Source organism: Azospirillum formosense, assembly GCF_040500525.1.
GTDB lineage: Bacteria > Pseudomonadota > Alphaproteobacteria > Azospirillales > Azospirillaceae > Azospirillum > Azospirillum formosense_A.
Map to the genome: position 1 here is coordinate 2,289,656 of NZ_CP159402.1, position 19,927 is coordinate 2,309,582.

19 protein-coding genes are annotated in these 19,927 nt (G+C 70.9%); 15 read left to right on the plus strand and 4 right to left on the minus strand.

Annotated features, from left to right (window positions below):
• Positions 1-55: 55 nt before the first annotated feature.
• The 5 genes from ABVN73_RS10960 to ABVN73_RS10980 are packed head-to-tail and all read left to right on the plus strand — an operon-like array spanning position 56 to position 5,683.
• Complete coding sequence (locus ABVN73_RS10960) at positions 56-1,054, plus strand: SDR family NAD(P)-dependent oxidoreductase (RefSeq protein WP_353858014.1); 999 nt, start codon at positions 56-58, stop codon at positions 1,052-1,054.
• A 14-nt stretch (positions 1,055-1,068) separates the two neighbouring features.
• A complete protein-coding gene (locus tag ABVN73_RS10965; protein WP_353858015.1) occupies positions 1,069-2,046 on the plus strand; it encodes a GDP-L-fucose synthase in 978 nt (325 codons plus the stop codon).
• Between the two features lie 6 nt (positions 2,047-2,052).
• On the plus strand, positions 2,053-3,339 hold the full coding sequence (locus tag ABVN73_RS10970; RefSeq protein ID WP_353858016.1) for a glycosyltransferase family 4 protein: 1,287 nt from the start codon (positions 2,053-2,055) through the stop codon (positions 3,337-3,339).
• Positions 3,336-4,535 (plus strand): glycosyltransferase, encoded by a 1,200-nt coding sequence (locus tag ABVN73_RS10975; protein WP_353858017.1) that lies wholly within the window; start codon positions 3,336-3,338, stop codon positions 4,533-4,535. The genes ABVN73_RS10970 and ABVN73_RS10975 overlap by 4 nt, the downstream gene beginning before the upstream one ends.
• Complete coding sequence (locus tag ABVN73_RS10980; protein ID WP_353858018.1) at positions 4,535-5,683, plus strand: glycosyltransferase family 4 protein; 1,149 nt, start codon at positions 4,535-4,537, stop codon at positions 5,681-5,683. Before ABVN73_RS10975 ends, ABVN73_RS10980 begins: the two co-directional genes overlap by 1 nt.
• Before the next feature lie 6 nt (positions 5,684-5,689).
• Here the strand turns inward: ABVN73_RS10980 and ABVN73_RS10985 are convergent, their stop codons facing one another.
• The gene (locus ABVN73_RS10985) at positions 5,690-6,280 is read right to left on the minus strand and encodes a demethoxyubiquinone hydroxylase family protein (RefSeq protein ID WP_353858019.1); all 591 of its coding nucleotides are present in this window, start codon (positions 6,278-6,280) and stop codon (positions 5,690-5,692) included.
• Positions 6,281-6,284: 4 nt separating this feature from the next.
• A complete protein-coding gene (locus ABVN73_RS10990) occupies positions 6,285-8,237 on the minus strand; it encodes a right-handed parallel beta-helix repeat-containing protein (RefSeq protein WP_353858020.1) in 1,953 nt (650 codons plus the stop codon).
• Between the two features lie 280 nt (positions 8,238-8,517).
• Between ABVN73_RS10990 and ABVN73_RS10995 the strand changes: the two genes are divergently transcribed.
• From ABVN73_RS10995 to ABVN73_RS11010, 4 genes are read left to right on the plus strand one after another with little or no spacing between them, the layout of a single operon-like run.
• Positions 8,518-9,930, plus strand: coding sequence for a hypothetical protein (locus tag ABVN73_RS10995; RefSeq protein ID WP_353858021.1), 1,413 nt, complete (start codon positions 8,518-8,520; stop codon positions 9,928-9,930).
• Complete coding sequence (locus ABVN73_RS11000; RefSeq protein WP_353858022.1) at positions 9,927-11,108, plus strand: hypothetical protein; 1,182 nt, start codon at positions 9,927-9,929, stop codon at positions 11,106-11,108. Before ABVN73_RS10995 ends, ABVN73_RS11000 begins: the two co-directional genes overlap by 4 nt.
• A 29-nt stretch (positions 11,109-11,137) precedes the next feature.
• A complete protein-coding gene (locus ABVN73_RS11005) occupies positions 11,138-12,157 on the plus strand; it encodes a glycosyltransferase (protein WP_353858023.1) in 1,020 nt (339 codons plus the stop codon).
• Positions 12,157-13,080, plus strand: coding sequence for a glycosyltransferase family 2 protein (locus tag ABVN73_RS11010; RefSeq protein WP_353858024.1), 924 nt, complete (start codon positions 12,157-12,159; stop codon positions 13,078-13,080). The genes ABVN73_RS11005 and ABVN73_RS11010 overlap by 1 nt, the downstream gene beginning before the upstream one ends.
• Before the next feature lie 37 nt (positions 13,081-13,117).
• Here the strand turns inward: ABVN73_RS11010 and ABVN73_RS11015 are convergent, their stop codons facing one another.
• On the minus strand, positions 13,118-14,620 hold the full coding sequence (locus tag ABVN73_RS11015; RefSeq protein WP_353858025.1) for a hypothetical protein: 1,503 nt from the start codon (positions 14,618-14,620) through the stop codon (positions 13,118-13,120).
• 230 nt (positions 14,621-14,850) lie between these two features.
• Here ABVN73_RS11015 and rpmH point away from each other — a divergent pair, with 230 nt between their 5' ends.
• The 6 genes from rpmH to ABVN73_RS11045 all read left to right on the plus strand — a co-directional run bounded on the left by rpmH (position 14,851) and on the right by ABVN73_RS11045 (position 19,622).
• Positions 14,851-14,985, plus strand: a complete 135-nt coding sequence (rpmH, locus tag ABVN73_RS11020) for a 50S ribosomal protein L34 (protein ID WP_014239280.1) — start codon at positions 14,851-14,853, stop codon at positions 14,983-14,985.
• Between the two features lie 5 nt (positions 14,986-14,990).
• Positions 14,991-15,458, plus strand: coding sequence for a ribonuclease P protein component (rnpA, locus tag ABVN73_RS11025; RefSeq protein ID WP_353858026.1), 468 nt, complete (start codon positions 14,991-14,993; stop codon positions 15,456-15,458).
• Positions 15,455-15,775: a membrane protein insertion efficiency factor YidD gene (yidD, locus tag ABVN73_RS11030; protein WP_081862847.1), complete on the plus strand. Its 321-nt coding sequence runs from the start codon at positions 15,455-15,457 to the stop codon at positions 15,773-15,775. Before rnpA ends, yidD begins: the two co-directional genes overlap by 4 nt.
• Before the next feature lie 27 nt (positions 15,776-15,802).
• Entirely contained in the window at positions 15,803-17,542 is a 1,740-nt protein-coding gene (yidC, locus tag ABVN73_RS11035) for a membrane protein insertase YidC (RefSeq protein ID WP_353858027.1), read from the plus strand.
• Positions 17,543-17,686: 144 nt separating this feature from the next.
• Positions 17,687-18,349, plus strand: coding sequence for a ribosome biogenesis GTP-binding protein YihA/YsxC (yihA, locus tag ABVN73_RS11040; protein WP_353858028.1), 663 nt, complete (start codon positions 17,687-17,689; stop codon positions 18,347-18,349).
• A 4-nt stretch (positions 18,350-18,353) separates the two neighbouring features.
• Positions 18,354-19,622: a cation:proton antiporter gene (locus ABVN73_RS11045; RefSeq protein WP_353858029.1), complete on the plus strand. Its 1,269-nt coding sequence runs from the start codon at positions 18,354-18,356 to the stop codon at positions 19,620-19,622.
• Positions 19,623-19,639: 17 nt separating this feature from the next.
• On the opposite strand, the gene ABVN73_RS11050 is transcribed toward ABVN73_RS11045, so the two are convergent.
• Positions 19,640-19,885, minus strand: a complete 246-nt coding sequence (locus ABVN73_RS11050; protein ID WP_353858030.1) for a hypothetical protein — start codon at positions 19,883-19,885, stop codon at positions 19,640-19,642.
• Positions 19,886-19,927 lie beyond the last annotated feature (42 nt).

Sequence of the window (19,927 nt, forward strand, 5' to 3'; positions counted from 1 at the left end):
CTGAAGAAACGTCGCCTGAAAAGCGTCCCCTGACGCTGTCGCCTAAGGAAAAGCAATGCCGAAACATTATCTCGTGACCGGGGGCAGCGGCTTCATCGGCGCCGCCCTCGTCCGCCGGCTGGTGCGCGACGGGCATCGTGTCCGCGTGCTCGACGACAACTCCCGCGGCCACCCGCGCCGGCTGGGCGACGCCGCCCAGGCGGTCGAATTCGTGTCCGGCGACATCCGCGACCCCGCCGCGGTGGACAAGGCGGTGCGCGGCGTCGACGGCGTGCTGCATCTGGCCGCCGTCAACGGCACCAAGCATTTCTACGAGAAGCCGGAGGTGGTGCTGGACGTCGGCGTGCGCGGCATGCTGAACGTGCTGGACGCCTGCCGGGCGAACGGGGTGGGCGATCTCGTCGTCGCCTCCTCCTCCGAGGCCTACCAGACCCCGCCGATGGTGCCGACCCCGGAGGACATCCCGCTGGTCGTGCCGGACGTGCTGAACCCGCGCTACAGCTACGGCGGGTCGAAGCTGATCTCCGAGCTTCTGGCCGTCAACTGGGGCCGCACCGGCTTCGACCGCGTCGCCATCTTCCGCCCGCACAACGTCTACGGTCCCGACATGGGCTGGGAGCATGTGGTGCCGGAGTTCGTGCGCCGCGCCGTGGACGCCATCGACCGCACGTCGGAGGTCCTCGTGCCCTTCCCCATCCAGGGCGACGGCACCCAGACCCGCGCCTTCGTCCACATCGACGACGCGGTGGACGGCATCATGACGGTGATCGAGCGCGGCGAGCATCTCGGCATCTACCATGTCGGCAACCCCGAGGAGATCTCCATCGCCGAGCTCGCCCGGCAGATCGTCGGCGTTCTGGGACGGGTGGCGGACATCCGGATCGGGCCGCCCGCCCCCGGCGGCACCCAACGGCGCAGCCCCGACATCGCCCGCCTCTCCGCGCTCGGCTACACGCCGCGCATCCCGCTGAAGGACGGTCTGCCCGGCGTGGTGGACTGGTACGCCGCCCGCAGCCGCGACGGCGACGCGCCGATCGCCAGCGCCGCCGAATAAGGGAACCGAGACCCATGGAGCGAAACAGCCGCATCTTCGTCGCGGGGCACCGCGGCCTCGTCGGCTCGGCCATCGTCCGCCGTCTGGTGGAGGGCGGCTACAGCGACCTCGTGCTGCGCGGCCGCGACGAGCTGGACCTGACCGACCAGGCCGCGGTGCGCGCCTTCTTCGACCGGGAGAAGATCGACTACGTGATCCTGGCCGCGGCCAAGGTCGGCGGCATCCTGGCAAACGAGCGCTTCGGCGGCGACTTCATCCGCGACAACCTGCTCATCCAGACCAACGTCATCGACGCGGCCTGGCGGGCGGGGGTGAGAAAGCTGCTGTTCCTCGGCTCCTCCTGCCTCTACCCGAAGTTCGCGGAGCAGCCCTTGAAGGAGGAGGCGCTGCTGACCGGCCCGCCGGAGCCGACCAACAAGCCCTACGCCATCGCCAAGATCGCCGGCATCACCCAGTGCCAGGCCTACCGGCGGCAGTATGGCTTCAACGCCATCTGCGCCATGCCGTCCAACCTCTACGGCCCCGGCGATCATTTCGACCCGGAGGGGTCCCACGCCATTCCCGGCATGATCCGGCGCTTCCACGACGCGAAGACGGAGGGTGCGCCCAGCGTCACCCTGTGGGGCACCGGCACGCCGCGGCGCGAGTTCCTCTATGTGGACGACATGGCCGACGCCTGCCTGCACCTGATGGAGCGCTACGACGGCGAGGACATCATCAACGTCGGCCCCGGCGAGGACATCGCCATCGGCGATCTGGCCCGGCTGATCCGTGGGATCGTCGGCTACGAGGGAACGCTGACCCAGGACCTGAGCAAGCCGGACGGCCACCCGCGCAAGCTGATGGACGTGTCGCGCCTGTTCGCCACCGGCTGGCGGCCCAAGGTCGGGCTGGAGGAGGGGCTGAGCCGCACCTACGCGTGGTTCCTGGAGAACGCCGCCCCGACGGCGGCTCCCCGGCCAGCCACCACGACCGGCGAAGCCGCGGAGTGACCGCCGATGCCCGATGACTCCACACCCCTGCGCGCCCCGGCCTCCGAAGGACCGGCGGTGTCGGCCGCCCTGCCGCCATCGGTCCTGCCGCCGTCGGTCCTGCTGGTGGCGATGAGCTATTGGCCGGAACCGGCCGGCAGCGCGCCGATGATGACCGACCTCGCCACCGCCTTCGCCGCGGCGGGGACGGACACGACCGTGCTGACCGCCCGCCCCAACTATCCGGGGCAGGCCATCTACGACGGCTACGCCGACGGGGCCGAGGACCGCCGCACCGTGAACGGCGTGCGCATCGAGCGGCTGTTCACCATCCCGCCGAAGGGCGGGGGCATGAAGGCCCGGCTGATCCACGAGGGGGTGCTGCACGCCGGCTTCCTGGCGGCGCGCGCCCGCGGGCGCGTCGCGCGGCACAAGGCCGTGCTGTCGCTCTGCCCTTCCATCTTCAGCGTCGCCGTCGCCGACCGCTTCCGCGCGCCGGGCGGCCGGCACATCGCCATCGTCCACGACATCCAGTCCGGCCTCGCCGGCGCGCTGGGCATGGGCGGCGGCGGGGCGCTGAAGGCCATCCAGGCGGTGGAGCGCACCGCGCTGAACCGCGCCGACGGCATCGTCGTGCTGTCGGAGGCGATGGCCGACGTGCTGCGCGACCTCGGCGTGCGGCGGCCGATCACGGTGATCCCGCCCCATGTCGACGCCGACGCCATCCGCCCCCTGCCCCGGCCGGAGGGCCAGCCGCCGACCGTCCTCTACAGCGGCGCCTTCGCCCGCAAGCAGGGGCTGGACCAAGTGCTTGAGATGGCCCGCCACCTCCACGCGCTGCGCCCCGACGCCCGCGTGCTGCTGCGCGGCCAGGGCGGGTTGGAGGAGGAGCTGAAGGCCCAGGCCAGGGCGATGGCGCTGCCCAACGTGGAGTTCGCGCCGCTGATCCCCTCCGACCGCCTCGCCGAGGGGTTGGCGGAGGGCGACGTGCATCTGGTGCCGCAGCGTCCGGAGGGGGCGGCCTTCGCCATGCCGGGCAAGGCGGTGACCATCCTGGCCGCCGGGCGGCCCTTCGTCTGCACCTGCCTGCCGGGCTCGGCGCTCGACCGGCTGGGGACGGAGATCGACGCCTTCCGGCGCACCCCGCCCGACGCGCCGGAGGCCATGGCGCAGGCCGTGGCCGACCTGTTGAACGACCCCGCCCGGAGCGCCGCGATGGGCCGCCGGGGCCGCGCCTGGGTGGAGGGCAACGCCAGCCGCAGCGCCGTCCTGGCGCGCTACGCCGCGCTGCTGCTGGGAGACGACGCCGCATGACGAAGCCCGCCCTGGTCTTTTCCTGGGAGATGTTCGGCCCCTACCACATGGACCGGCTGGAGGCGGTCGGGCGGCGGCTCGGCCATCTCTACGACGTGGTCGGCCTGGAGGTCGGGTCGAAGTCCCACACCTACGCCTGGGACTCCACCGGGGAGGGGCAGCATTTCCGCAAGGTCACGCTGTTCCCCGGACGCTCCAAGGCGGACATCCCGTCCTTCCAGGTCTACCGCGCCCTGCTGCGCGAATGCCGCAAGGCGGGGGCCAGCCACGTCTTCCTGTGCCATTACGAGGAGCCGGACGTCTTCGCCCTGGCGGTGACGATGCGTCTGATGGGCCGGCGCGTCGTCAACATGAACGCCTCGAAGTTCGACGACAAGCCGCGCGTCCTCTGGCGCGAGGCGCTGAAGTCCCTGCTCTACAAGCCCTATCAGGCGGCGATCGGAGGCAGCCACCGCACGGTCGACTACTACCGCTTCCTCGGCCTGCCCAAGGACCGGCTGTTCATCGGCTACGACACCCTGTCGCTGGAGCGGGTGCGCCGGCTGTCCGGCATGACCCCCGCCCCCGACGGCGTGCCCTTCGCCGAGCGGCACTTCACGATCATCGCCCGCTTCGTGCCGAAGAAGAACCTGTTCCGCGCCGTCGAGGCCTACGACCTCTACCGCCGGCTGGCGGGCGACGCGGCGCGGCCCCTGCACCTCTGCGGCTCCGGCCCGCTGGAGGCCGACCTGCGGGCGGAGGTCGCCCGGCGCGAGCTGGAGGGGCACATCCTCTTCCGCGGCTTCCTCCAGGAGAAGGGGATCGCGGAGACGCTGGGCTCCACCCTGTGCCTCCTGCTGCCCTCGCTGGAGGAGCAGTTCGGGCTAGTGGTGAACGAGGCGCTGGCCATGGGCGTGCCGACGATCCTGTCCGACCAGTGCGGCGCCCGCGACGTGCTGATCCGCAGCGGGTTGAACGGACACATCGTCGAACCCGACAACCCCGAGGGGTTGGCCCGCCACATGCTGTCCGTCGCGTCGGACGAGGCGGAATGGCGCCGCCTCAGTCTCAACGGACGGCCCTTCCAGGCGCTGGCCGACGCCGGCTTTTTCGCGGAGGCCGTGGAGAAGGCCCTGCACAGCCTGGGCGCCCGCAAAGACGCTGCCCAAAGCACTGATGAAAGCGCCCGCAAGGGCACCCGTGAAAGCGAAGCCTGATGACCGACCGCCGCAACACCCCCCACATCGTCGTCTCGGGCCGCCTTCCCCCGCCCACGGACGGGATGAGCCGGGTCACCGCCCTGGTGCTGGACCGCCTGCGCAGCCGCGGGCCGGTGCAGGCCACGGTGGAGGTCGCGGACCTGTCGCCGGGCTGGAACGGCGGCGGCCTGCGCTACCACGCGGCCAAGGCCATGCGCGTCCTGCTGGCCGGCTTGCGTCTGGCCGCCGGGGCGACGATCCCCGGCCGGCGCTTCTACATGCCCGTCGATTCGGGGCTGGGGATCTTCTACACGGCGGCGCTGGCCGGCACGGCGCGGCTGTTCGGCTATGAGCGCACGCTGCACCACCATTCCTTCGCCACCATCTCCAGGCCGACTTGGCGGATGAGCCTGCTGACCCGTCTGGCCGGGACGGACTGCATGCATGTGCTGCTCTGCCCGGCCATGCAGGCGCGGTTCCAGGCGCTCTATCCGGCGGCGCAGACGGCGATGAGCGTCTCCAACGCCATCTTCACCCCGCCGGTGCCGCGCCCGCGCCACGGCAGGTCCGGCCCGCTGCGGATCGGCCACCTGTCCAACCTGTGCGCCGAAAAGGGGCTCGACACGCTGTTCACCCTGCTGCGCGCCCTGCGGTCGGAGGGGGTGGACGTCAAGCTGGTGCTGGCCGGGCCGGGTCTGGGGCGCATGGACAACGCGCTGGTCGCCGCCGGGCTCGCCGCCTTCGACGGCGACGTGGAGTATCGCGGCCCGGTGGACGACGACGCCAAGGCGGCCTTCTACCGCGACATCGACGTGTTCGTCTTCCCCACCCGCTACCGCAACGAGGCGCAGCCGCTGGTGCTGTTCGAGGCGATGGCGGCGGGCGTGCCGGTGCTGGCCTACGACCGCGGCTGCATCGGCAGCGACATTCCCCGCCCCGGCCTCGTCCCGCAGGACCGCGACTTCATCCAGGCGGTGCTGCCGGCGCTGCGCCTGTGGGCCAAGGACCGCGACGCGCTGGCGCTCGCCTCGGAGCAGGCCCACGCCCGCGCCCGCGCCGCCCACGAGGCCGGGCACAGCGGCCTTGACGCCCTGCTCAACCGCATCGCCGGCCCGCTGCCCGAAGCCGCCGGAACCGCCGTCCGCCCGAAGCGCGCCATGGGCTGAGCGCCGTCACACCCAGCGCGCCGCCCTCACCCCAACGCGGGACAGGAACACCGCCAGCCTAGCCAGCGCGCGGGCGGTCCAGGGCGGCGCCGGGTCCAGCCGGGCGGCGTCGCGGGCGTGGAGACGCTCGTCGAGGCGGCAGGCCTCCAGGAGATCCAGCAGGTCCGGGTCGGGGGCGAGGCGCCGCGCCAGGGCGATCTGCCGGGCGTAATGCCCGTCCACCCAGGCCTCCACCCCGGCGACCACCGCGTAGAAATAGGGCGGGCCGAGCCAAGCCGGCAGCCCGCCCATTATCCGGCCCGACCAGCGCCAGAAGGCCATCGGCGCGCTGCGCCGCTCCGGCGGCAGGACCGCCTCGAACAGCCGCAGGTGCCGCCGCTCGACCCGGCGGTGGGACGCGGCGAAGCGCAGGACCTCCGGGTCGGTGGTGGCGCCGGCGACCCCGTCGTAAAGGCACACCGCCACGGTCTCGCCGACATGGCTGGCGCGCAGTTCGCGCAGGATGCGCGGCGGCAGGGCGGACAGGTCGAGCCGCGGCGGCGCCAGACCGATGGTGGCGGACGGCGGCGCCTCGGGCGACGGACAATGCGTGTCCACGGGCTCAGCGGGCCCCTTCCGGGCCGATGCGCGACCAGGGAAGCTCCTGGAAGCCGATCTTCAGGGCCGGCGAGTTCGGGCGCAGGCGGTAATCGTCCTTCGACGGGTTCATGAAATAGGGGTCCGGCAGGTTGCCTCCCTGAACGGAGCGCGCCTGCGTGCGTTCCACCGGCGCCCCCGGCGCGCGCAGCCCGCGCCCCGGACGGTCGAAGATGTTGTTCTCCAACCGGTATTCGCCGCCGGTCAGCGCCGTCACCAGTTGCTCCACCGGGACGCGGGCGTGGATGATGTTGCGGCTGGCCTCGTTGTCGCGCAGGAAACCCGCCGTTCCCGCCGACGGCACCCATTCGAAGCGCAGGAAGCGGTCGCGCTCGTCGGTCAGCACGGCGATGTTGTTCTCCACACGGTTGCCGTCGCCGCCATGGATGAAGACCGAGGCCCAGCCGGTGTCCTCCAGGAAGTTGCCCTCGACCCGCACGCCGTTGGTCAGGTCGTCCAGATAGACGCCGAAACCCTTGTAGCGGGTCATCCAGCGGCCCGCCGCGTCGGTGGCGATCCCGCCGGTCCCCCGGATGTCGTTGAAGCGGATCACCAGCTTCGTGTCGATGTCGCTGCGCCCCAGCGTCTCGATGGCGCCGAGGTCGGCGGTTTCCCGCCCGACGTCGCGGATGCGGTTGTACTCGATCACGTTGTCGGTGTTCTTGGTCTCCGGGTTCCAGTTCTTCATGGAGATGCCGTAGCGCGCGGCGTGCCGGATGTCGTTGTGGGCGATCCGCGTGCGGGTCACCCCGGCGCTCATGATGCCGCCGCCGTAGAAGTTCACCTCGCCGACATGGCGGATGGTGTTGGCGATGATCCGGTTGCCGGCGCTGCCCGGCGTCAGTTCGATCCCGCTGCGCCCCAGATGCTCCAGCCGGTTGCCGCGCACCTCGCTGTCCGCGACGCCGACCAGCAGCACGCCCGTCCCGACGGCGGAGAAGCGGTTGTCGAGGACGCGGTGACCCGAGCCGCCGGCCAGCCGCACCGCCGCCCCGTTGTAGGGCACGTCGGCGAAGGACAGCCCGTCGATGGTGATGGAATCCGCCTTCTCCGCCTGGATCAGCGGGGCGGTGCGCGCCACCACCGCCTCGCCGTCGCGGGCGAAGGCCGCCGGGTCTTGGGGGCGGAGCAGCAGGCGGCGGTCCTTGGCGCTCCAGGCGAACTGGCCGGGAAATTTCAGGAAGTCGGGGTGGCCGAGCAGGCGGAAGGTGCTGCCGTCGCGGAACGGGTACCAGCCGTCGCGGTCGAGCACCAGCGTGCCGTTGCGGTCGATGCGCTCGATGCCGCGGATGTCGTCGGCCTGCCGCTCGCGGTCGAGCGCCTGGACGCGCACGCCGGGGGCCGCCCAGGCCGCCTGCACGGTGCCGGGCGGGAAGCGGAACTGCCGCTTGTCGCCGCCGCCCTTGGTCTGCTGGGCGACGAACCAGCCGCTGCGGATCGGGTCCTGCGGATCGAAGGCGCCGCTCTGCGCCGCGCGCAGCCGCACCCCGCCGGCGCTGACGTCCAGCCCCGGCTCGCGGGCCAGCGGGGCCGAGACGACGCCGTCCCGCTCCGCCTTGAAGCCCGTCACCGCCTCGCCGCCCGACAGGACCGGGGTCTCGCCGGGATAGGCGGCGATGCGCAGCCCGGAATCCTCCGGCCCCAGCGTCACCGTGTCGGTCAGCCGGTGGGTGCCGCCGCGCAGAAGGATCAGGTGCAGGCCGCGCTTGCGCGCCTCCTCCACCGCGCGGGCCAGCGTGGCGACCGGGCCGTCCCGCCCGTCCGGGGTGGAGGCGGCGGCCCGCCCGGACCAGCGGTCGTCGCCCTGGGGGGAGACGTGGATCGCCGGGTCGGCCGCGAAGGACGGGTGGGTTCCAGCCAGGAAGAGGACCAGCCACAACAGCCCGCCCGCGAAGAGTCCAGGAGTCCGGCGCGTCATATCACCTCCGTTCGGCACCCCAGCGAAACTGGCGGCGGGGGGCGGATGAAGCAAAAGCGCGAACGGGGTGCCTCGAAGGCGCGGCGCGGATAGCCCTGACCGGGCAGCCCTCGCCGTCTGCGCTCCCGGACGGGGGGACCCGTCCGGGTCCGGCGGTGTTGCTTCCCGGAGTGCCGCCTTCGCTCCCGGGGGCGGGCACGACGACACCGCCCCACCGGCCGTCACACCACCGGCCGTGGCCGGCGGTGCCGCGCGTTCACGAGGTAAGGCGGAGTCCGGCATGATCGAAACGGCGTTGATCGCGCAGGTGCTGGTGGTGGCCCTGGTCGCCGTTGTGTTCCTCAGCACCGGCACCGCGTCGATGTTCCACCCGCTGACCTACTATCTGATCTTTCACACGCTGGTCTTCGTGATCCGCCCGCTGCTGGTCCACGGCTTCGGCATCGACAACGCCTGGCTGTTCATGGGCTACTGGCCGAGCGCCGCGGAGTTCGTGAAGTCCCTGACGGTCAGTTCGGTCGCGCTCGTCGCCTTCTCCGTCGCCTGCGGCTGGGCCGGGCGGGTGAAGCCGGACCTCAGCCGGGCACCCACCTTCACCTTCGACCGGCTGGACATCACCGCCTTCGCCCTGACCGTGGCGGCGCTGGGGCCGCTGGCCATCTATTCGGCGATCCTGCGCCAGGACGGCGCCGACTTCACCGGCACCGGCGACGTGCAGATGGAGCGCGACCCGCTGACCGGCCAGCCGGTCTACGTCAACACCACCGGCTACATCGCCGAGGCCCATTCGATGGGCCTGCCGCTGACGCTGGGAATCATCTGGGTCAGCCGCTTCCACCCGCTGTCCTTCATCCCGTTCATCGCCTTCGTCAGCTACCGCGCCTATCTGGGCTGGGGACGCTGGGCGATCATCATGGGCGTGCTCGGCATGGTGCTGCTGATCCTCTACCACACGCGCACCAAGTGGTTCCGCTGGTGGCAGCTCGCCTGCGGCCTGCCGGTGCTGCTGCTGTTCCACACGCTGGGCAACAACCGCGACTTCCTGCGCGGCGTGCTGGCCGGCACCGAGAATCCGGGCAAGCTGTTCAGCATCTTCCAGGGCGGCGAGGGCTCCTTCGTCGAGAGCGTGTCGAACCAGGACATCGCCAACTTCGACTTCCTCGCCTTCATCCTGTGGGCGGTGCCGCAGCAGTCGGGGACCTACACCTGGTTCACCCAGTATCTCCAGCTCTTCACCGAGCCGATCCCGCGCATGCTGTGGCCGGACAAGCCGATCGGCGCGCCGATCAAATGGGTGTCGCTGCACGATTTCGGCAACTTCTCCAACCTCACCACCTCGCTGGCCGGCGACGGCTGGATGAGCGCGGGGTGGATCGGCGTGATCGTCACCATGGTGGTGGTCGGGCTGATCCTGGGCCGGCTGCACCGCTGGTTCTGGGAATCGGGCTTCACCAACCGCTACGCGGTGCTGTTCTATTGCGCCTTCATCCCGCTGTCGCTGCAATGGTACCGCGACGGCAACATCACCATCGTCAAGTTCGGCTTCTTCTCGCTGCTGCCCATTCTGCTGTGGATCGGCGCGACCAAGGCGCTTCGCCTGTGGATCGGCGACTCCGCCGGGACGCCGCTCGCCCAGCGCCGCCTGCCCGTGTTCCGCCTGTCAGGCTTCCGGTTCCCCGCGGACCGGGCGTGAGGCGACCGGTGACGGCCGGGCTGGACAGGATCCTTCTGCGTGGGCTGGCCCTGGCCGCCGCGCTGGTCCTGCCGCTGGCCTTCGCTCTGGACCCGCCGGACGGCGACCTGACGGAGCTGGGCGGCTACGCGGAGAACCGCTTCGGCCCCAGGACACCCCAGGCGATCTTCATGCCGCCTCTGGCCGAGGCGGCCCGGTCCGGCGCGTCCTACGACGTGCTGGTGTTCGGCGACGGCTTCTCCCGCCCCGACACGGCGGAGGGCCACGGCCGCTACGGCCGTTACTGGACCGACCATCTGCGCAACCTGACCGGCCTGACCGTCGGCGTGCGGCCAGCCGGCGCCGCGACGCTGGCCGACCATCTGGCATCCCCCGACTTCCGGGAGCGCCCGCCGCGCGTGGTGATCCTGCAGTTATCGGAGAGCGCGCTGGAGGCGCCGGTCGGCGGGCTGGAGCTGTCCACCATCACCGCCCCCCGTCCCCACGGCGCGGCGGCCCCGCGCCCCCTCGCCGTCCAGCCCCTCAACCGCCAGCCGCGCGTCCTGGAGCGCACCCGCGCCCATGCCTGGAACCCGCCGCCGGTCGGCCACGCGCTGGACCTGCTGACCAAGGCGCTGCCGCGCGCGCTGCTGAACGTGTCCGGCGGCCCGGTGGAGGAGCGGTCCCTGTCCTACGCGGGCCTGTTCAGCTCCGCCGCCGCGACGACCAGCCTGTTCCGCGCGGAGGATTTCCAGCCCTGGCGTGCCGACCACCGCCTGCTGGAGGAGCGCCGGGCCGCGCTGCGCGCGATCCAGGACGCGGTGGAGGCCAACGGGGTGACGCGCTTCCTGCTGCTGGTCGCGCCGGACAAGGGGACGGTCTACGCCGACTTCCTGCTCGATCCGCCAGCCCAACGGTCCGCGGTGGACGAGGTGATGGCCGCCGACCCGACGCTCCAGGCGGTGCCGCTGGCCGCCGGCCTGACGGCGCTGGCCGCCGGCGGGGTGCGCGATCTGTACACGCCCAACGGCAGCCGCTGGGGGCTGGAGGGGCAGCTCTACGCGGCGCGGGCGGTCGCCCGCACGCTGGGGCGGCTGGGCGTGCTGTCCGGCGCCACCGACCCCTCGCCGGACGTCGCCATCCTGCCCTGCCGGCCCGGCCAGGGCGATTGCGCCCCCACGCGCACCCAAACCGACTGATGGACAGGACCAGGAGGAACCGCCCAGCCATGGCTCACGACACATTCCCGGCGGACACTGATTCGGCGGACATCGTTTCGACGGACATCGCCCACGGCGTCGTCGCGATCGTCGTCACCCACAACCGCCTGCCGCTCCTCGCCACCTGCGTCGCGGCGATCCTCGGGCAGCACCCGCGGCCGGAACGGCTGGTGGTGGTGGACAGCGGGTCCAGCGACGGCACGCCGGAGTGGCTGGCCGCGCAGACGGAGCAATGGGGCGACGCTCTGGTCGTGGTGCGGCAGGCCAACTGCGGCTCCGCCGGCGCCTACCACACCGCCTTCGAGACGGCGCTCGGCCTCGGCGCGCGCTGGATCTGGAGCACCGACGACGACGGCATCCCGCAGCCGGGCGCGCTGGCCGAGTTGCTGGCCCAGGCGCGGCACCACGGCCTGTCGATGGTCGGTCCGCTGGTGCTGGCGGCGGAGGACCGCTCCACCCTGGCCTTTCCCATGCAGGGCACCCGCGACCCGGACAGCCTGATGGCGCGGGCGGTGGACGGGCTGGCGCCGGGCACCATCGCCCTGTTCAACGGCACGCTGATCGGGCGGGCGGTGTTCGAGCGGATCGGCAACGTGAAGCGCGAGATGTTCATCTGGGGCGACGAATACGAGTTCACCCTGCGCGCGCGCCGCGCCGGGCTGAAGGTCGGCACGGCGGTGAAGGCGCTCCACATCCATCCCGGCATGTCGCGGACGGAGCACAAGGTGCTGGGCGGCCGGCTGGGCACGGTGGAGACGATGCGGGCCGACCGGGCGCCGCATTTCTTCCGCAACATGGGCTACATCCACGCCAACTACGAGAAGGCGGGGGTGATTCCGCGCATGATCGCCAAATACACCGCCCATTATCTGGTGAACCGGGACTTCCGCGGCCTGCGGGTCTTCCTGGACAGCTACCTGTCCGGCCTGCGCGACGAGTATCCGGAGGAGCTGAAGCGCCCGCCGGTCCGGCTGCCCCTGCCCGAGCGGCCGCGCGCCGCCCCGTCCTCCTCCAGCGAGGTCGCCTGATGCCCAGCGTCAGCGCCGTCATCGCCACCTTCAACCGCGCGCCGGAGCTGCGCACCGCGCTGTCCCGCCTGCTCGCCCAGACGCACCCCGTCGCGGAGATCCTGGTGGTGGACGACGGCTCCACGGACGGCACCGACGCCATGGTGCGGGGGGAGTTCCCCAGCGTCCACTATGTCCGGTTGCCGCACAACGCCGGGCTGATCTACGCCCGCAACTTCGGCTTCGTGAACACGGCGGGCGACTACGTGCTGTCGGTGGATGACGATTCCTGGTTCGCCGAGCCGGACGGCCTCGCCCGCGCGGTGGCCTACATGGAGACGCACGCGGACGTGGCGGCGGTGGCCTGCAACATCGAGACGCGCGACGGGCTGGTCTATTTTCCGCCCCAATCCGACCCCTTCGACGCGCCCTGGTACGTCGGCTGCGGCCATCTGCTGCGCCGCAGCGCGGTCGCCGCCGTCGGCCTCTACATGCCGGAGCTGTACCGCCAGGGGGAGGAGAAGGACCGCTGCCTGCGGCTGATCGGCGCCGGCCACCGGGTGGTCGCCCTGCCCGCAATCATGGTCTATCACGACAAGAGCGAGAAAGGCCGCAAGCCAGGGCTGGAGCGTTTCTACAACCACCGCAACGACCTGATCCGCGAGGTTGCCCGCTGCCCCGCCGGCCTGCTGCCCTGGCGCTTCGCGCGGAGCTGGATCGGCAACAGCTGGAAGAACCTGCGGCACGGCCCGCGGCTGACCGACCTGAAGGTCCTGCTGGCCCTGCCGGAGATCCTCCGCGTCGGCCTGAAGCACCGCGCCCCCGTCAACGAGGACGCCTACCGCCGCTGGCTGCACCTGTCGAGGACGGCCGCACCCGGCCTTCCCCAACCCGACCCGACGCCAAGCCACAATCCCCTCCCCCGCCCAGCGGGGGAGGGTTAAGGGTGTGGGGGCAAGCCGCCCCCCTTGAAGCCCTTCCCTACGCCGACGTCCGCGCCAGATGGTGCCCAATCGCCGTGCGCAGCTTGTTCAGGCGGCGCGGCAGCTTGCGGAGCTGGCGCAGCACGGCGGGCTGCGGCGGGTTGATCGGCTCGCTCAACAGGTCCGGGGCCATGCGGCGGATCAGCTCCGCCTGATGCTGGCTGGAGCGGCGGACGTCCACCGGCATGGCCAGGGCGATCGCCAGGAAGTCCGCGCAGTTGCCGACCTGGAAGAGCTGCCGCCCGGTCAGGTCCACCCCCTGGTCGATGGCCGACAGCCAACCGGCCACCCGCTGCTCCAGATAGAAGCGGTCGCGCAGGTCCATCGTGCCGCCCGGCAGCACGTCCGGCGTCCGCGCCACCCAGGCCAGCCACTCGCGCAGCGCCTCGCAATGGGACGGCGGGTTGTAGAGCTTGCCGCGGAAGGCGTCGAAGATCCGGGCCGCGGTGTCCTCGCCGTCGGCGGCGAGGCCCGGCGGGATCTGCCCCCAGTAGAAGCAGCGCGCCACCTCGAAGACGCCGCCGTGCAGGACCACGGCGCCCTCCGGCACGCCGTCCCAGGCACCGTTGGCGTAGAACTCGCCGTCCATCGCCGCGGTGTGCCCGCCCGTGTGGGCGGCGTAGTCCCGCGCCCGCTGGGCGTCCAGCGGCGGGCAGGGGATCAGGTGATGCTCCACCCCGGCCAGCCGGGCCAGCTTCGGCGGCAGCTTGCGGTCGCCCGGCGTCAGGTCGCGGTGGTCGAAGGTGAAGGTGGCGAAGGGCACCCCGGCCTTCTGCGCCGCGGCCAGCAGCAGCCGCGTGTCGTAGCCGGCGGTGAGCTGGAGCAGCAGCGGGCGGTTGCCGCCCTCCGGCCCCGACAGGGTCCGGTGCAGGTTGCGGATGGCGGTGACCAGGATCGATTCCATCCGCTCGTAGGCCAGCGCATCGGAAAAGCCCGGCGGAACCGCCGGGAAGGGCCGGCGGAAGGTCAGGAAGCCCGGATCGTCCATCGGGCGGGCGGGGTCGAGCACCTGGGTCGGCAGCAGCCGGCGCACCCCCGCCAGACCGGAACCGGGCAGCGGGTACCAGTCGAGCCCGGCCTCGTGGGCCAGCGGGCGGCGGAAGCTGGCCTCGTCGCCCAGCAGTTCGGCCATCACCCCGGCGCTGGAGGTGAGGGTCAGGGCGCCGTCCACCATCCCGTAGAAGCAGCCGAGCGTCCCGCCGGTGTCGAGATGGACCGCGCGGTTGTTGAGCAGCAGCCAGCGTCCCGTCCAGGAGCGGCACAGCTCCGCGATGTCCCCGGCGCGGGACGCGGCCAGCGCCTCCACCGGGTCGGGGCGCGCCGGGTCGGTCTGCACGGGAAGCCCCAGCAGGTGCCAGACCGTCTTGTCGGCGCCCAGCACGCGCCGGACCGGCAGGTCGGGACAATGGGACAGGACCAGCCCGCCGATGTCACGGCTCACCCAATCCGGACGGAGCGCGTGGGTGTTTCTGGACACGATGAATTGCCGCCGGTGCAGCATGCCGACTTCCCCCGGACCTTTCGCGAATGTCAGGGGGTAAACACGCCGCACGGCGGGGGAGGCAGGGCCCTACCCCTTTTCACCCTCCTTTGCGCCACCCTTCTTGTCTTTGCCCATCCGAACGGAGAATATTTCCCACGCTTGGGTGGCAGCGCGTGATTGACTCCGGGGGTCGGTACCTCTATACAGCGGGGCTCATTTTTTGCCCTGAGATCGAGGAGTATGGTGCCGTGAAACGCACGTTCCAGCCCAGCAAAATCGTGCGCAAGCGCCGGCATGGCTTCCGCGCCCGCATGGCGACCGTCGGTGGCCGCAAGGTGATTGCCCGCCGTCGCGCCAAGGGCCGCAGTGTCCTGAGCGCCTGATACGCATGGCGGCGCCGGACCCCAGGGTCGGGCGCCTGAAGCGGCGGCCGGAGTTTCTGGCCGTGGCCGGTACACGGCGCAAGCATGTGGCTCCCGGCCTTATCCTGCAGGTGCGCCGACACGACGAACGGCAGCGGCCCGCCCCTGGCGAGCCGCCGATTCGTCTTGGCCTGACGGCGAGCCGCAAAGTGGGGAACGCGGTCGTGCGCAATCGCGCACGCCGCCGCCTTCGCGAAGCGGCCCGCCAAATTCTGACCGCCCACGCGGCCCCCGGTCACGATTTCGTGCTGGTGGCCCGCGCCGCGACGGCCGAACGGCCGTGGACGGAGCTTGTGGGCGATCTGATCGCGGCGCTGAAACGCCTCGGCCTGTGGCGCGACGCGTCCAGGAACGAGGTGAATGGCGGGCCAAACGCCGTCGCTTCCAACGGCGGGACCGGCAACGGTTCCGGCGGCGGGGAGGTCGGCGCGTGAGCCCGCTCGCCTATTTTCTGCGCGCGCTCGTGGTCGGTTATCAGTGGACCCTGTCGCCCTTCATCGGGTGGCACTGCCGATTTCAGCCGACCTGTTCAAACTACGCGCTGGATGCGCTATCTAAGCACGGAGCGATCCGGGGCAGTTGGCTGACCGTCCGGAGGCTTCTGCGCTGCCATCCCTGGGGCGGGTGGGGATATGATCCCGTGCCCGAACCGGGGCGGTCCACCCGCTGTTCGCACGGGCCGGACGAAGCGGCGCATCGATGCAGCAATTCGCATGCCGGCCTGAAAACCGGCGTTCGGCCCCCTTCTTAACAGAAGGCCCACGGCAACCGGGATGCCATGACCGATCAACGCAACCTCATCCTCGCGATCGCTCTGTCGATCGCCATCCTCCTGGGATTCCAGTATTTCTACGATGGACCCCGGGTGAAGCAGCAGCAGGCTGCGCAGCAGGCCGCCCAGACGGAGCAGTCGGTCGCCCCCGGCGCCGCGCCCGCTCCGGGCGCCGCTCCCGGTTCGGTCCCCGGTACCGCGGCTCCCGCCACGGTCCGCGATCGCGCCGGTCTGCTCGCCGAGCAGATGGCCGCCGGAACGCGCGTCAAGATCAACACGCCGTCGCTGCACGGATCGGTCAATCTGGTTGGGGGCCGCATCGACGACCTGACGCTGGCCGACTACCGCGTCACCCCCGATCCCAAGAGCCCGGAAATCGTCCTGCTGGCCCCCGCCGGCACGCCCGAGGCCTATTACGCCGAGTTCGGCTGGGTTCCGGAGGACAAGTCGCAGCCGGTTCCCGGCGCCGACACCCGCTGGACCGCCAACGGCACCGCGCTGACGCCGGACCAGCCGCTGGTCCTGACCTGGGACAACGGCAAGGGTCTGGTGTTCGAGCGGACCATCGCGATCGATCCGAACTTCATGTTCACGATCACCCAGAGGGTGCGCAACACGGGCTCCGCCCCGGTCAGCCTGCTGCCCTACAGCCTGGTCAGCCGCGCCGGCACGCCGCACACCGACGGCTACTACATCCTGCATGAAGGCCCGCTCGGCGTCTTCGACGGCAAGCTGAACGAGCACAAGTACGACGACCTGCGCAAGGCCGGCACCATCTCCGCCCAGTCCACCGGCGGCTGGATCGGCATCACCGACAAGTACTGGCTGGTCTCCCTGGTCCCCGACCAGAAGGCCCCGATGACCGCCCGCTTCGTCCACTCCGCCCCCGGCGGCACCGACCGCTACCAGGTCGACACGCTGGGCAAGGCCGTGGAGGTCGCCCCCGGCGCCACCATCGAGCTGACGGACCGTCTGTTCGCCGGCGCCAAGCAGGTTCGCCTGCTGGACGACTATTCGGACAAGCTGGGCATCGCCAACTTCGACTTGGCGATCGACTTCGGCTGGTTCTACTTCCTGACCAAGCCGTTCTTCTACGGGCTGGATCTGCTGGGCCGCCTATTCGGCAACTTCGGCATCGCCATCCTGGTCTTCACCGTGATCGTCAAGGCGGCCTTCTTCCCGCTGGCCAACAAGTCCTATCACGCGATGGCCAAGATGAAGAAGCTGCAGCCCAAGATGATGGAGCTGCGCGACCGCTTCGGCGACGACAAGGTCCGCCTGAACCAGGAGATGATGGCGCTCTACAAGCGCGAGAAGGTCTCGCCGGTGTCGGGCTGCCTGCCGATCCTGATCCAGATCCCGGTCTTCTTCGCGCTGTACAAGGTGCTGTTCGTGACCATCGAAATGCGGCACGCGCCGTTCTTCGGCTGGATCCACGACCTGTCCGCGCCCGATCCGACCACCATCTTCAACCTGTTCGGTCTGATCCCGTGGCAGCCGCCGCACATCCTGATGCTGGGCCTGTGGCCGATCATCATGGGCATCACCATGTACTTCCAGCAGAAGCTGAACCCGGCACCGCCCGATCCGGTGCAGCAGAAGGTGTTCCAGTTCCTGCCGATCATCTTCACCTTCATGCTCGCCAGCTTCCCGGCTGGTCTGGTGATCTACTGGGCCTGGAACAACACCCTGTCCATCGCCCAGCAGTGGATCATCATGCGGCAGGACGGTGTGAAGGTGACCTGAGGGTTCTCCTCGCCTGATACCCGGCTTCCCTGACACCAGGGCATCGACCGCCGGCAAGCGCCTCCCTTGACGGGCGTTTGCCGGCGGTTATGTTTTGGGCCGGTCACGACCATCCGTACCCCGTGTCTTTCGAAAGCGCCGTCCATGACCACGTCCAGCAACTCCCCGATCTCCGGTTTCGACGAGGAGGCCCTGGAAGCGGGGCGGCTTCTGTTCGCCAAGGAATGCGATTTCATCTGGGGCGCCCAGACGGCGGAGCAGTTGCCCGAGGCCGACCTGCCCGAGGTCGCCTTCGCCGGCCGCTCCAACGTCGGCAAGTCCAGCCTCGTCAACGCGCTGACCGGGCGCAAGACGCTGGCCCGCACTTCCAACACGCCGGGCCGCACCCAGCAGCTCAACTTCTTCAACCTCGGCAACCGGCTGAAGCTGGTGGACATGCCCGGCTACGGCTACGCCAAGGAGTCGAAGGAGAAGATCGAGATCTGGAACGACATGGTCCGCCGCTTCCTGCGCGGCCGGGTCACGCTGCGCCGGGCTCTCGTGCTGGTCGATTCGCGCCACGGGCTGAAGCCCAACGACGAGGAGATCATGACGATGCTCGATCAGGCGGCGGTGCCCTACGTCGTCGTCCTGACCAAGTCGGACAAGGTGCGGTCGCAGGAGCTGGCCGAGGTGAGCAAGCGCACCGTGGCGGCCATCAAGAAGCACCCCGCCGCCTTCCCGGACATCCACGTCACCAGCTCCGAGAAGGGCCAGGGAATCGCCGAGCTGCGGGCCAGCCTCGCCCAGCTCGCCAGCCTGGGATGACCCGATGCCCGTCGAGCTGACGCCGGCTCTGCTGTTCCTCCTCCAGGCGATCCTGCTGATCGCCGGTCCCTTCCTGTTGTGGCGGCTGTCCGGACTGAAGCATGTGGCCCCGATGGTGGTCATCCAGATCCTGTTCGGGATCGCGCTCGGCCCGTCGGTTCTCGGGCAGGCCGCCCCGGAACTCTGGCAGCCGCTGTTCGCCAGGGAGTCGCTGGCGCCCCTGTCCGGGCTGGCTCTGCTCGCCGTGGTCTTCTTCGCCTTCCTGACCGGGCTGCATCTCGACCTGGAGGAGTTCAAGGGGCGCGGGCGCGCCTTCGCCGGCGTCGGCCTGTCCAGCATGCTGGTGCCGACCCTGCTCGGCGGGGCGCTGGGCTGGTGGATCGTCGGCGCCTTTCCCGGGATGGCCGGGCCGAAGGCCGATCCGCTTCTGTTCGCCGCGGGGTTCGGCATCTGCGTCGGGGTGACCGCCCTGCCGGTGCTGGGCGCCATCCTGCGCGAGATGGGGCTGCTCGGGGAGCGGGTCGGCCGGCTGGCCCTGGGCTATGCGGCGGTCAACGACGCGCTGCTGTGGATTCTCATCACCGCCGTGCTGGCCCTGGCGGCGGGGGGAAGCGGCGGCTTCGCCGGGGTGGCGTGGATCGCCGTCCTGGGCTTCGCCTATCTGGCCGCGACGGCGCTGTTCGCCCGCCCCCTGCTGACCCGGCTGATGACCCGCGTCGCTCCGGACGGCACAGTCGGCGACACGGCGGTGGTCGTCGCCTGCGTCGCCCTGCTCGGCTCCGCCGCGGTGACGGAGCTGATCGGGCTGCACTACATCCTGGGAGCCTTCGTCGCCGGCACGGTGATGCCGCGGCGGCTGGCCGCGGCCATCCTGGACCGGCTGGAGCATTTCGCCACGCTGATCCTGCTGCCCTTCTTCTTCACCCTGACCGGGCTGAAGGTGAGCCTCGACCTCGCCGCCGCGGCGCAATGGTGGGTCTTCGCGCTGGCGACGGCGGCGACCATCCTGGGCAAGGTCCTGGGCACCGCCCTGCCCGCCCGGCTGTCCGGCGAGAGCGCGGCCGATTCCTGGCGCCTCGGCACGCTGATGTCCTGCAAGGGGCTGATGGAGGTCATCGTCCTGACCATCCTGCTGGAGGCCGGGGTGCTGTCGGACGCCTGCTTCTCCGCCATGGTGCTGATGGCCGTGGTGGTCACCGCGCTGACCCAACCGATGACCCTGCTGGCCGGGCGGTTGGCCGGCGGCCGGGCGGGCCACGCCGGCGCGTCCTGACCGGCCGGCCTGTTTCCTCAGCCGGGCTTGCGCACGTTCCCCGTCACCACCGGGTCGGCGCCCGGCCCCTCGGAGTCCGCGCTGTCCGACTTGGCCTTTCCGCCCCCGCGGGCCTGCTCCTTCAGCGCCTTGTTGGCCTCCGTCACCTCCTGCGCGTCGGGCGCGCCGTAAATCTCCTCGGCCCGCCGGGCGGTTTCCTCCATCTCGGCCTTGTGGGCCTCGGTGAAGGGATTGCGCGGCGTCGGCATAATGCGGTCGTTCATGACGGGGTCCTTGACCGGTTTGTCCACCCCCAGGCGAACCGC